This is a genomic window from Pseudomonas sp. 10B238 (genome assembly GCF_000970615.1).
Lineage (GTDB): Bacteria > Pseudomonadota > Gammaproteobacteria > Pseudomonadales > Pseudomonadaceae > Stutzerimonas.
Window position 1 is genome coordinate 111,387 of sequence record NZ_KQ033941.1, and the last position, 12,848, is coordinate 124,234.

The following is a 12,848-nucleotide window of genomic DNA, read 5'->3' on the forward strand; positions in this document are numbered from 1 at the left end:
TATGTGCTGGATGGCAGCTATCCCGGTCGCGATTTCCTTGGTCGGCGGCATGATGGGCGCGCAAAACGCGAAGCAACAAGGCGCGTTCCAGGCTGCTATGGCCGAGCAGAACGCAGGCTACAAGGAAGCAGCCGCACAGGACGCAATCAAGCGCGGCGACGTGCAGGCAGACCAGTACCGGCGCCAAGTCGGGCAGATGATTGGCAGCCAGCGTTCAGGCTTTGCCGCCAATGGTATCGACGTGAACAGCGGCACAGCCGCAGAAGTGCAGGACGACACAGCCGCATTCGGTGAATTCGACGCCTTGACCATCGCCAACAACGCAGCGCGCGAGGCGTGGGGCTATCGGGTCGGCGCCGAGAACGATCGCATGAATGCCAAGATGACACAGAGCAACGCCAAGAGCGCCGCGACAGGTTCGATCCTGGGTGGCGTCGGTAGCGCCTTTGGTTCTATGGGCGGAGGGTTTAGCTAATGGCGCGCATCCCTACGTTTGACGGCCCGCAGGTTGCTCAGCGCGGCCTTGGTGCGCCTACGGTTGGCGGGCAGGGTCCGGATAATTCCGGTCTACAGCGTGGTTTGGCTCAGATCGGCCAGGCCACTCAGCAGTATGTCGAGCAGGAACGCGCCAAGGCCGACACCGCCGCGCTTATGGCCGCCGATCAACAGCTTGAGCAGTGGCAGCAGAAGACATTCTTCGACCCAGAGGCAGGCGTCTACACCAAGAAAGGCTCCGCGGCCCTCGACATAACCAATCAGACTATCGGCCAGTTCGAGCAGCAACAGGCCAAGATCGGCGAATCGCTGAAGAACGAACGCCAGCGTGCCCGTTATAACGAACTCGTCATGCGTCGGCGTCAGTCGATGTCTGGTGACCTCAACCGCTACGAGTATCGCGAGCGCGAGAACTATTACGACGACGTTGAGCGCGGCCAGGTCGAGACGGCCATGCAGGGTGCTGCGCTCAACTACAACGACCCGGACAAGATCGGCTACTACCAGAGCAAGATGATTGCTGTTCTGCAGTCTCAGGTGCAGCGCAAGGGTCTCCCGCCTGAGATGCAGCAGGCAATGCTGCTCAAGGCAAACAGCGGCATGTCATCTGCGGTGATTTCGCGCATGGTCGATGACGATCCGTACAAGGCCAAGAGCTATTTTCAGACCGCGCAAGAGGGCATGACCGCCGAGGATCAGGTGCAGATCAGCCGCCTGATCGATCGCGAGATCAAGTCGCGCGAGATCGAAGCCCGGCAGATGCAGGCCATCGCTCGCGCTGAGCTGTCGACCCGCGTGTCGGATGCGCAGTCGGCATACCTCTCCGGCTTTGACTTCGAGAGCCCGCCGTCGGCATCCGAGTTCGTTGCCTCCTACGGTGCGGAAGAAGGCGCCGAGCGCTATGCCCAGTTCGTCAAGACACAGGACATCGGCACTGCTATTCGCCAGGTTGCTATGGCGTCGCCTGAAGAGCGCGCCCAATTGGTAGAGCAGTTCCGCCCGGCAAAAGATGGCGTGGCTGAAGACGGTTTCGCGGTCGATGCCAAGCTGTACGGCACGCTTCTGAACTCTGCGTCTCGCTTGGGTGAGGAGCTGCAGAACGACCCGGCGACCTATGTCGTGAGCCGCAGTCCGTTACTGATGAAGGCGGCAGAGGATGCGTCCAGTGGTGACCCTGCCGCGGTCGAAGCCTACGCCACAGCCATGATTGCCGAGCAACAGCGTCTCGGTGCGCCTGAGCCCAAGCTGCTTACATCACGCCAGGCTGCCGGCATTGCCGCCGCCTTCCAGAACACCGAGGACGGTGGCAGTAACGCCGCGCAGGTCATCGAGCAGTTACAGCAGCAGTGGGGCAAGAACTGGCCGACCGTTTACAAGCAGCTGCAGGACAAGCTGCCAGGCGCCGCGCTGGTGATTGGCTCCGGCGTGGATGAGCAAACGGCGGCAACCCTGGCCCGTATCGCGCCCATGAAAACGGCCGAACTGAAAGTCGGGCTTGAATCGACCGACACCAAAGACGCCAAGGACGCGCTGAACGAAGGTATGGCCGAGTTCCGCAACACCCTGGCCGGACAAGTCGGCGGCGAACGCACCTTCTCGACCCTGTACAACGAAGCCGAGCGCCTCGCATATGCCTACATGGGGCAGGGGAAAGGGCCGCGCGATGCGGTTGAGCTGGCAAAGAAAGCGCTGATCGATGACAAGTACACGCTCCAAGGCACCTACCGTGTACCGAAAGCTTATGACGCCGACCTGATCGAAGCCGGCACCGAGCGTGCAATCGAATCGCTCGACCCTATGACGCTGAACTTCCGCACGCCAGCCGGTGTGCCGGAGAACTTCGCCGCAGGCCGTGTGAAGGCCGCAATCGAGAAAGACGGGTATTGGGTCACCCTGCCAGATGAAAGCGGCGTGGCGCTCTACTACGGCGGCGAGGCAGTGCTAGACCGTGCCGGCAACCCGGTTGCGCGAAAGTTCGATGACCTTACGACTGAGGCAATCCAGAAGCCCAGCGCCTGGCAGCGCTTCAACGAAGGCCGGGAGAAGATGAACCAATCTGCCGCGCCTTCTGGTGCATGGGGCACGCAATGACGCTATTCACTGACGGCCTGATCATCCGCAAAGACCGCAATATTCTGGATGATGTGGTGACAGGCCAGTTCGACGCGGCAGAAGCGGCGTTCGATCAGGCGATGTTCGAGAACCCAACGAGCGCCGTACGGCGTATCGGGGAGCTGAACAGGGCAGAAGATGGCCGCGTTGAGATGCAGGCCTACCCGGCCTACGGCATTGCTGAACGTCGTGCTGAGCCAGAGACGCCGCTGCTGACCGCCGAGCAGGCCCGCGCCCGCATCAAGGAAGAAGGCCTTGACCTGACCGTCGAGGATTCCGGCATTCGCGCCGGCGCACTGGATATCCTGATCGAGCGCAAGCGGGAGGAGGTCAAGCGCAAGCTGATCCTCGACAACGCCCCGGCGTCGACCATTCCGGTGCAGTTGTTGGCAGGCTTCGGCGCCTCGGTGCTGGACCCGATCAACGTTGCCTCGGCCTTTGTGCCGATCGTTGGCGAGGCGCGCTATGCGTCGATGTTGGCGCGGGCTGGCACTTCGGTTGCTGCGCGTGCCGCTGTTCGTGCGCAAGTCGGCGCCGTGGAAGGAGCTGTAGGCGCTGCCATCGTCGAGCCGCTGGTTCTGTATGCCTCGGCTCAGGATCAGGCGGACTACGGCGCGGTTGATAGCCTGCTGAACGTGGCGTTCGGCTCGGTAATGGGTGGCGGGCTGCACAGCGCTGGCGGGTATATCTCCGACGTGCGCCGCGGCACGCTGCTCGATGGGGTCAAGGCAGAAACACCGGCAGCCCAAGTATCAGCAGGCGAAGCGCCAAAGGTCAGCCCGCAGCAGTTCGCCTTGCGCGTCGATGAAGATCCGATGCTCGCCCTACGTGATTCGCTCGAGCGCGGCATTCAGGGTGACCGCGTGCGGTTGGCTGAAGATGCCGGACGCCAAGCGCGCGAAACGCTGATGCCGGAGATCCGCGCCGAGCTTCAAGAGATTGCATCCGGCAAGCTGCCAAACGTGCGTGACCTGAAGATTGAGCAGGGCGCCATCCAGGCCAAGATCGACACGCTCGACGAAACATTCAAGGTACGCGCCAAGGAGTTCCAAGGCCAGCGCATGAGCCGCAAGCAGGCCGAGCGTGCTGCGCGTGACTCTATTGCCGAGGAACGCCAGCGCCTGAACGAGCGCAAGGCCGAGATTGAATCAGCAACGGACGTGAACCGTCAGGCAGAGATTGCCCGCGGCGAACTCAACGCCCTGCAGCGCGGCGAGATTCCGCAGCGCTATCAGTCACGCATTGATGCCGAGACAGGCCGCATTGCCAGCGGTTTCGATCTGCGCCAGACAGCTCGGGCGAAAGCCGAGGCCGCGCCCTGGCAGGTTCGCGAGAGCGCCCTGCGTGCTGCCGTGGCTCAGTCGGTCACCGGCCGCCCCGTCAACGTTGAAGCCATCTTCGACTTGGCAGACCCAGCCAAGCGCGCCGCCGCACTCCAGCGCCTGAAAGAGCCCGTCGAGACGGTTGCCGATCCAGAAGGCGAGGTCGCCAGCTATGCAGCCGGCGAAACAGCCGACGCACTGGACGGCACGGACCTTGAGGGTGTTGAGCGTATGCTGGTTGACGAACAGGCGCTCACCGACGAGATGGCCGCACAAGCTGGCATTGATCTCAAGCCATTCATGCGTGAGGCGAACGAAATCGCCGCAGACGCCGAAACCTACGCCGCCGCCTACCGGGCAGCCGCACTCTGTCAGTTGAGGACCTAATGGCCGCATTAGACTGCATCGACACTATCCAGGCCGCCGCCAAGGCTGCAGGACGCGAGCTGAACGAAGAAGAGATGGTCGAGTTAGTTGGCGATCTCCAGGCGCGCATCAAGCAGCTGCAGGCCACTGATGGAATGCTCGGCCTCGAAGACGCTGCCATGCGTGCCGCCGACGAGATGGGCAACCAGGTAAAGCTGGCCGCTGCTATCGAGAAGCGCAACGCGCTGCTGAATGCTCGTCGCCGCGCTGAGTTGGTCGGCTACATTCGCGGCACTTGGTCGGACCGTCCAGACCTGGGCCTTGAGTCGTTCCTTGTCGGCACCAACGTCGCGCGCCCGGGTGCTCGCCGTTCCGTGGCCGCCGAGCAGAAACAGCTCAGCCAGGCGTATATCGCAGGCTTCCTGCACGACATCGAGGCCGAAGGACTCAAGCCATTCCTGACCAAGGGCGACCTTGATGCTGACATTGCCGACGCGCTCTGGCGCATGGGCATGGACAAGCCGCTAGATGGCCTCAGCAAGGAGGCTCAAGGCATCGCCAAGATCATGCAGAAGTATCAGGAGACGGCGCGTATAGATGCGAACCGGGCCGGCGCCTTCATTCGCAAGCTGCCCGGCTACGTGGTGCGCCAGTCCCATGACCCGTACAAGATCCAGCGCGCCGGCTTCAAGCAGTGGCGCGACGAGATCCTGCCGCTGCTGGATGAGCGCACCTTCGAAGCAGGCTCAGACGTAGACGGTTTTCTGCTCGCCACCTACAACGGCCTCGTGTCCGGTGTGCATCTGAAGGTTTCCACCGGCCAGCCGAACGGTTTCAAAGGCCCGCGCAACCTGGCAAAGAAGGTCAGCGCCGAACGCGTGTTGCACTTCAAGGATGGTTTGGCTTGGAACGAATACAACAAGGTCTACGGCACCGGTTCGCTGCGTGAGGCATTCCTTGGCGGGATCGATCGCTCCGGCGACAGTACCGGCATGATGCGCCGGCTCGGCACCAATCCGGAAAGCAACTGGAACGCTGCGCTGGATGAGCTGCAGATTGATCTGAAAAACGACCCGGATGGGCTGCGCAAATTCCAGCAGGACCGCAACGGGCTGCTCAAGACACGCTTCTCGGAGATCGACGGCACGTCACGCATGGCCGTAAACCATGTGGGCGCTCGTGTTGCCTCGAACCTGCGCGCCTGGCAGTCCATGGCCAAGCTGGGCGGCGCTGTGATCTCGGCGGTAACTGACCTTCCGGTCGCCGCCAGTGAGATGCGCTATCAGGGCAAGGGGATGCTGTCCTCAATGGGTACGCTGATCGGCGGCATAGTCAAGGGCAAGAAGCCAGCCGAGCAACGCGAAATACTCTCAACGCTGGGCGTGTTTTTCGACAGCGTGCGCGGTGAAGTGGTCAGCAAGTTCAGCGCCGACGACACGTTGGGCGGCAAGATGAGCCGGGCGCAGCAGCTGTTCTTCAAGCTGAACGGCCTGACTTGGTGGACTGACACCATGCGCAGCACCGCGGCGCTTATGATGAGCCATCACCTGGCCTACAACCGCACGCTGGGCTGGGACAAGATGAACCCGGACCTGCAGCGCACCCTTGAACTGTTCGATATCGACGCCGGCAAGTGGGATCTGCTGCGCTCGACGCCTTCAAAAGAGGCAGACGGCCGGGAGTACATGACCACGCAAGGCATCGATAGCATTCCCGAAGAGGATCTGGCCGGCTACCTGGCCAGCAAAGGCCGCACGGCGAATGCCGCTGCCATCGGCGAACTGCGCGAGGAATTGCGGGGCAGTCTGCGCAGCTACATCACCGACCGGGCGAGCTATGCGGTCATCGAGCCGGACGCCAGGACGCGGGCCATCATGCGCCGCGGCACTCAGCCCGGCACCGTTGCTGGCGAGTCCCTGCGGTTCGTTGGGCAGTTCAAGGCGTTCCCGATAGCGGTGTTGCAGAAGTCCATTGGTCGCGAGCTTTACGGGCGAGGCTACAAGCCCAGCGCATACGGCTCGGGCGTTGGCGGCGAACTCATGCAGGCCATGCGCAGCGGCAACGGCGAAAAGCTCGGCGTGGCGCAGCTCATGCTCTGGACGACCCTGTTCGGCTATGGCGCCATGGCACTGAAGGACATCGTGAAAGGCCGCGAGCCTCGCCCAGTCGACGACCCGAAAACATGGGTCGCCGCAATGCTGCAGGGCGGTGCGCTCGGCCTGTATGGCGATTTCTTGTTTGGCGAGTCCAACCGAATGGGCGGCGGTCTCACTCAGTCACTGTCCGGACCGACGTTAGGCTTGATCGACGGCGGCTATGACTTGTTCGCCAGGATGCGTGACGGTGACGATGCGGCGGCTGCCAGCTTCCGCTTCGCTATCCAGAACACACCTTTCGCGAATCTGTTTTACACTCGCACGGCCATGGACTATCTGTTCCTGAACAGCGTGCAAGAGGCCCTGAATCCTGGGGCTTTGCGTCGCATGGAGCGCCGGATAGAAAAGGAAAACGCCCAGCAGTTCCTGCTGCGGCCATCACAGACCTACCTGGACCCGCTAGGGATTGCGAGGTGATCAATGCACACATTATTTGAACTGGCTCTCACGGCCCTACTGAATATCCTGCTCGACGCCCTGGAGGTATATGGCGTCATACCTGTGACATCAGCCGCTTCGGATGCACATAAGGTGATTACGTGCTGACATTCGCCGCGATTTTAGTCGCCCGCCTGCTTGACCCGCTAAGTATTGGTCTTTGCATGTTGGCTGCCTGGTGGATGCCTCGCCTCTGGCAGTCGATGGCGGCCGGCGCTGCGGCCTATGTAGCCCTGATGCTGGCCATGGGTAATCCGACAACGCCCGTCGTGTTCGCTGCCACTGCGACGGCGGGGGCGCTTATCGGTCTTGCAGCTAATCGTCTGCGCGCTTGGCTGTCTGCTCGCAAGGCCGCCAAGGCATGAGCCTTGTGGTTGCCGGCCTGATCGTCTTTCTCGCACCACTGCTGGTGGCAGTCGCCGTCGGCCTCGTGATGCCCGATCAAATCAGGCTGTACGGCATCATTGTCGCGTACCTACTCGCCTCGGTGGTAGCCGTCTCGGTAGCGGCCGAGCAGTACCATGGACGCATCCGATCAGCTGGCGATCTGTTCGTTGCCGCGCGAAGCGGTACTCAGGGGGCACTTTGGATTGGCCTCGCGGTAGGAGGAGTCATTGCCGCCGCATGGCTTGCCTCGCGCCTGACGTAACGCTCGTGACTTAACGCAACCCGCTTCGGCGGGTTTTTTATTGCCCAAATTCCAGGCCCCGCCAATGAGCGGGGCTTTTTTATGCCCACACGAAAGGACAGGCCATGACCGTTCAGACGAATACCAACGTCGCCAGCTTTAACGGTAACGGAGTGACGCAGATTTTCCCGATCGCGTTCAAGTTCAACAACGACACCGATCTGGTTGTGCTGCTAGCAGATGACGCAACCGGGGTCTCGTCATTGCTAACCCTGAATTCTGACTACACGGTCAGCGGGGAGGGCGATGAAGAAGGCGGGCTCATTAATGTCGTGGTGGCCCCCGCGGTCGGCAAGCGTCTGTTCGTATCGCGGGTTGTCGATATCCTGCAAATGACCGATCTGCGCAATCAGGGCAAGTTCTTCGCAGAGGTCCACGAGGATGCGTTCGATCTGCTCACTATGATCGCCCAGCAGCATCAGTCGGACATTGCTCGGACATTGCGAGTGGCTGAGACTGACCCGGTACCATTACGGATTCCTGCGGCCGCTCAGCGGGCAGGCAAACTGCTTTCTTTCGATCATGACGGGAACCCCTCTGTTGCGGCGCCCGTCGTGGATAGTTCAACGCAACTGCGCATTGACCTGGCCACTTCCGCGGGATCTGGCCTCGTTGGGCATAAGCAGTCACGGCTCTCCTCGGCTATCGCGGAAACAGTGCAGTCCGCGCTTGACACCATCATCAGCGTCCATACATCCGGCGCGGTTGGTGATGGTGCTACGGACGATACAGCGGCCATCAACGCGCTCATTCGCGATGTGGCCGTATTGGGCGGCGGTGAGATCCGCTTCTCGCCGGGGCGAACCTACTTCATCGCCGGGACTATTCTGCTGCCGTCCAACGTCAAGTTGAACCTGTGCGGCGCGACGTTGAAAGGCGCGGGAGCTACGGTCGGAACAATGTTCCGTAGCGCATTCCTGACAGGCGGGGAGGTAGTTAGCAACATCGGTTCAGCGCCTGAAACTCAGCTTGTACGACATGCTTCGGTGAGCGGCGGGATAATCGCCGACGTTGGCCTAGGTTTCGATCTTTACAATTTCGTGATGGGTTGTTCGCTCAAGCAGCTGGTCTTTCAGAACTGCCGCCAGGCTTGGAAGATGGAACGCTGCTTCTACCCAACACTCGAGGATATTTGGGCAAGCGGCGTCTCTGATCCGGCTTACCCGACCTACCACTTCAAGAATCAGGCAAACGCCATTGTTCTAACTCGTGTCAGTACCGTGGCCGAGTTCGGCTACTTTATCGAGGGCGGCTGCACGGCCTTTACGGTGAATGGTGGCACTTTTGAAGGCGGCGCCAAGGGCTTCAAGTTTACCGGCGACTGCTTGGGGATGTCGTTCCAGGGTGGCTACTTTGAGGCTGTTCCCGGCACCTTGTTTGACTTCTCCGAGGCTGGCACCTGTGCGGTTTCGTTCAAGGGTAATTACATAAATTATGTGGACACCATCTTCGATGACGGCGGCTCCACTACTGGCGGCCCGGCTATCTACGGTGAATGGGACTCGTCAAACTTCATCGCCAACATCAATGGCGTATCCGCTGGCGTGACCTACCGTGCCCGGATGCTTGTCTCTGGTCTGTCCAACTACATTCATTTTGCCGTGCAAGCTAACCGTGAAGCAACCCAAGCAATTCCGGCAAACTGGACGATAGGCAAGAGTACGAATATTGAGCAGGTCAGCTCTGTATCGGCAACTAGCGCCGCCGACTTCCGGCAGAAGTCTATCTACTCCGGGCTTGCGATAATTCCCATGCGCCGTGGCGGCGACGTGGGGCCTGCTTACAGTGGATCGGTTTTTTACTCAACCGTGACATCGGCAAGCGGCTCGGTGACGATAGACACGAAGATCAACTACAGACCTAACTCCCTGTTCGCCAAGTTTCAGTTCGCCGTACAGGACGGAAACGGCGTGAATCAGGTGTATGGCGATATCTACGGAGCCAACGTCGATAAGCGCGGATCGACGCCGGTCACGGTCACAGCGGCGGATAATGGCGGAATGCTTCGTCTGGTTCTTGGCATCACTGGCGATCTGGTTTCGATTACCGGCAGCGTTCAAATCTGCAGCTGACCGAGATCAGGGCTAGGTTGATACCTGGGCGGAATTGGCCCTCGCCGGACTTTCAGTCGCAGGCACTGAGGTGCGGGCCAGTTCCTTTGAATGAAAATCCGCGAAAACGGATTTGTACTTCATTGCCCGACTTTCTACTAGATTCCAAGACATGTACCCGCATGCAAGCGCCAGTCCTGCTGAGTAAATCATGAGCTCCAGAGTACCTAGCTGGAAAAGATGCATCAGCAATTGTTGAATAGGAAAGGCGTAGATGTAGACGCCATAGGAGAGGTCGCCGATTTTGGAATACTGGATACTTGCCCTGTTGATAAATGAATATCCGAGCGAGATTATGAAGACGGGAAGGACCAGGTGAAGCACGACGGTGTATATGTTGAGAATTACCGCCAGAACCAAGACAGCCGCAGAGCCTAGGCAATACCAGCGCAGCCCGCTCCATTCATTGAAGCGAAGCGACGCAAGCAGGGAGCCGAAGACGAAAAGCGATGATAAGTAACACAGCTGATAAAAGTTTAGGCCCCAGAAAAACTCGCGGACGTTCAACGCATCCTTATAATTCAGGGCCAGATATGCGGTAGCGAATACCGTCGCTACGGCTAAAGCCTGGCCGAATCGCCTTCCGAGTATCGATCCGAGACCCGCTAGCATGATCAGGAAGTACAGCGAGAACTCATAGACAAGCGTCCATAGGCTGCCGTTGATTGTGCCCGGCAAAACATTGCCGTCAAAAACGCCTGCGATCGACCATTGCAGGGAATACAGCGAAAGATTGTTGATCAGATAAGTCCTGGCACTGACGTTACCCCAGAAATACTCAAAGAACGACATCCCTGATACGAAGTACCCCATTATGATAGTGAGGACTATCACAACAAAAAGCGCAGGGTATATCCGCAAGCAACGTTTCCATATGTAGTCAGCCGTGGATTTGCTGTACTTGAGGCTGTTGAATATCAGAAACCCGCTAATAATGAAGAACCCATCTACGCCTATACTGGAGAACATAATTTGCCCGCCTGTAAGGCGCGACAATAAGTCCCCGCTGGGATTGCCAGATATTGGGTATGAGTGGCTCACTATTACGAACAGCGCAAATATCAATCTCATGAGGTCGAGATTGTTGTAATGGATAGTTTTAATGGTCTTCTCCTAAGCGCTGTCCGCAAACTCGCGGAGGATAGCATGACAAGCTAATAGCAGTGAGCCTCTGCAGCGACGTTAAACCACACCGCATAGAGCCCCGCCAGTCGGGGCTTTTTTCTGCCCAAAGGATTCCCCATGACCCTCTCTGAAATACGGGAGCGAGCCATAGCGCCCGCTCTCGCGATGCTGCCTGCGCGCAATAAATAGGAGTAACCAATGCACACATCACAGAAGGGGCTTGACCTGATCAAGTCCTTCGAGGGGCTGCGCCTGTCTGCCTATAAGGACGTGGTAGGCGTGGTCACCATCGGCTATGGCACAACGTCCGGCGTGAAGATGGGCGACACCATCACGAAGGAGCGCGCCGAGGAGCTGTTGCGCGAGGACGTGAAGCGGTTCGAAGAACAGGTGCTGCGCCTGGTCAAGATGCCGCTGACGCAGGGCCAGTTCGACGCATTGACCTCATTCGTCTACAACTTGGGCGCGGGCAGCCTCAGCAACTCGACACTGCTGCGTCTGCTTAATGCGGGCGACTACGCCGGCGCCGCGGCTCAGTTCGAGCGCTGGAATAAGGCTGGGGGCAAGGTGCTTGCCGGTCTGGTTCGCCGCCGCGCTGCAGAGCGTGCATTGTTTGAGAGCAAACTATGACCGCCTGGCTAAAGTTGGTCCCTACTTGGTCCTACTGGGTCCTTGCCTTGGTCCTTGTGGCCGGCGGGCAACAGATCCGAGTGATGTCGGCGCAGTCTGTGGCCTCAAAGGCACAGGCCGACCTTGCCACCTACCGCACCGAAGTCAGCGAGCGGGACCGTCGTGCCGCGCTGTTCTTGATTCAGGAAAACCAGCGGCGACAGGCCGCAACGGAGAAAGCAGATGCAGATGCACAGGAACAGTTGGTTGCCGCGAGGACTGACGCTGAGCGCGCTGGCAGTGCTCTTGAGCGCCTGCAGCAGCGCCTCGCCGCAGCTGAGCAACGCAGTCGTGACGCCGGCAATGCCATCACTGCCCAGCTCAGCGCGTCAGCCGAAGACGCCGCCCGAGTGCGAGCCGACGTGTTCGGCCGGATTGGAGAGGCTGCTCAACTCTATGCTGCAGTTGCCGACGACCGAGGAATAGCCGGCGCGACGTGTGAGAAATCGTATGAAGCAGTGAAGGGGAATTGAGATTGCCCGGACGGGCTGAGAGGGGAAACAAAAAAGGTTGCTGAAATGTTGCTGAAACCCCGACTAACCGGGACATATTTTCAGCAACTTTCAACAACCTTTTCCGCTGGAGGCCCCATGTTTCGGGGCTTGTTTGGTGGAGCCGGGGGGATCCAAAATATATGCATAACCTATTGTTCTTAAATACTTTTTTGAAAGATCTATTGTTAGATGCCCCCATAAGTGCCCCGTGCACGTATTTCCGATGAGCGGCCTTTAGAAGGAGTTGAACTGGCGTCCTGAACTCTCGTTTCGCGACAGGGCGATGCCGGTCGACCACCGAGGAGGATTCAGTAGAATCAGTCGCCTACAGCATAACCCCGGTTACCTGGGCGGGAGGGTTCGATGCCCAGCTTAGCAGCAGGTGTTGGCTAGATGTCAGGTCCGGTAGTTGGGGTTTTTCCGCGGTAGCGCACCATGGGCTCATCTAGGACGATTTGAGCTGAGGTGCGGTATGAGACACTCGATGGTTACCTGTCACAACTGTGGCAAAGCGATGGTTCCGAGGGCGTCATATAGCCGTGGTTTCTGGGGTTATTCGCCTTCGTCCAATCATTGCCCCTTTTGCCTGAGTGAGAACTGGCACGGCGGAAATCCAGGGCTAGGGGCTCGGCTGTTCGCTTTGGTTGGCCTGGGTCTTGGTGTTCTGGCCTGCGCGTTGGTGGGAGCTCTTCTATTTAAAGTGCAGTGGTGGCTTGGTGTCGAGGGACAGTGGCCTCTATTGACGCTGGGCACATGTGCTGTGTCAGTTAGCGCGGGATACCATTTTTACAACTGGTTTGTTGATTGCTGACCGGTGACCATGCTGTGGAAGGCAGCAATCGGCCGATTCTGTTGAAAAAGTAGGTTTAGCG

General features: G+C 59.3%; 10 protein-coding genes. 9 read left to right on the forward strand and 1 reads right to left on the reverse strand.

Annotated elements, in window-relative coordinates; translation table 11 throughout:
- Position 1 precedes the first annotated feature (1 nt).
- From RT21_RS20180 to RT21_RS20210, 7 genes are all read left to right on the forward strand, one after another.
- On the forward strand, positions 2-475 hold the full coding sequence (locus tag RT21_RS20180; RefSeq protein WP_046164147.1) for a virion core protein, T7 gp14 family: 474 nt from the start codon (positions 2-4) through the stop codon (positions 473-475).
- On the forward strand, positions 475-2,586 hold the full coding sequence (locus tag RT21_RS20185; protein ID WP_052724779.1) for a hypothetical protein: 2,112 nt from the start codon (positions 475-477) through the stop codon (positions 2,584-2,586). Before RT21_RS20180 ends, RT21_RS20185 begins: the two co-directional genes overlap by 1 nt.
- Complete coding sequence (locus tag RT21_RS23075; protein WP_052724780.1) at positions 2,583-4,316, forward strand: hypothetical protein; 1,734 nt, start codon at positions 2,583-2,585, stop codon at positions 4,314-4,316. Before RT21_RS20185 ends, RT21_RS23075 begins: the two co-directional genes overlap by 4 nt.
- Complete coding sequence (locus RT21_RS20195) at positions 4,316-6,868, forward strand: hypothetical protein (protein ID WP_046164148.1); 2,553 nt, start codon at positions 4,316-4,318, stop codon at positions 6,866-6,868. Before RT21_RS23075 ends, RT21_RS20195 begins: the two co-directional genes overlap by 1 nt.
- A gap of 122 nt (positions 6,869-6,990) precedes the next feature.
- Entirely contained in the window at positions 6,991-7,254 is a 264-nt protein-coding gene (locus tag RT21_RS20200) for a hypothetical protein (protein WP_046164149.1), read from the forward strand.
- Positions 7,251-7,538 (forward strand): hypothetical protein, encoded by a 288-nt coding sequence (locus tag RT21_RS20205; RefSeq protein WP_046164150.1) that lies wholly within the window; start codon positions 7,251-7,253, stop codon positions 7,536-7,538. The genes RT21_RS20200 and RT21_RS20205 overlap by 4 nt, the downstream gene beginning before the upstream one ends.
- A gap of 104 nt (positions 7,539-7,642) precedes the next feature.
- A complete protein-coding gene (locus tag RT21_RS20210; protein WP_046164151.1) occupies positions 7,643-9,649 on the forward strand; it encodes a glycosyl hydrolase family 28-related protein in 2,007 nt (668 codons plus the stop codon).
- A 12-nt stretch (positions 9,650-9,661) separates the two neighbouring features.
- On the opposite strand, the gene RT21_RS20215 is transcribed toward RT21_RS20210, so the two are convergent.
- Complete coding sequence (locus tag RT21_RS20215) at positions 9,662-10,792, reverse strand: acyltransferase family protein (protein ID WP_371263632.1); 1,131 nt, start codon at positions 10,790-10,792, stop codon at positions 9,662-9,664.
- A 219-nt stretch (positions 10,793-11,011) separates the two neighbouring features.
- On the opposite strand from RT21_RS20215, the gene RT21_RS20220 reads away from it, so the two are divergent.
- On the forward strand, positions 11,012-11,443 hold the full coding sequence (locus RT21_RS20220; protein ID WP_046164153.1) for a lysozyme: 432 nt from the start codon (positions 11,012-11,014) through the stop codon (positions 11,441-11,443).
- On the forward strand, positions 11,440-11,955 hold the full coding sequence (locus RT21_RS23080) for a DUF2514 family protein (protein ID WP_052724781.1): 516 nt from the start codon (positions 11,440-11,442) through the stop codon (positions 11,953-11,955). Before RT21_RS20220 ends, RT21_RS23080 begins: the two co-directional genes overlap by 4 nt.
- Positions 11,956-12,848: the final 893 nt, after the last annotated feature.

Coding starts and splice junctions, on each gene's coding strand:
- RT21_RS20180 (WP_046164147.1), top strand. CDS start 2: ATGTGCTGGATGGCAGCTATCCCGGTCGCGATTTCCTTGGTCGGCGGC.
- RT21_RS20185 (WP_052724779.1), top strand. CDS start 475: ATGGCGCGCATCCCTACGTTTGACGGCCCGCAGGTTGCTCAGCGCGGC.
- RT21_RS23075 (WP_052724780.1), top strand. CDS start 2,583: ATGACGCTATTCACTGACGGCCTGATCATCCGCAAAGACCGCAATATT.
- RT21_RS20195 (WP_046164148.1), top strand. CDS start 4,316: ATGGCCGCATTAGACTGCATCGACACTATCCAGGCCGCCGCCAAGGCT.
- RT21_RS20205 (WP_046164150.1), top strand. CDS start 7,251: ATGAGCCTTGTGGTTGCCGGCCTGATCGTCTTTCTCGCACCACTGCTG.
- RT21_RS20210 (WP_046164151.1), top strand. CDS start 7,643: ATGACCGTTCAGACGAATACCAACGTCGCCAGCTTTAACGGTAACGGA.
- RT21_RS20220 (WP_046164153.1), top strand. CDS start 11,012: ATGCACACATCACAGAAGGGGCTTGACCTGATCAAGTCCTTCGAGGGG.
- RT21_RS23080 (WP_052724781.1), top strand. CDS start 11,440: ATGACCGCCTGGCTAAAGTTGGTCCCTACTTGGTCCTACTGGGTCCTT.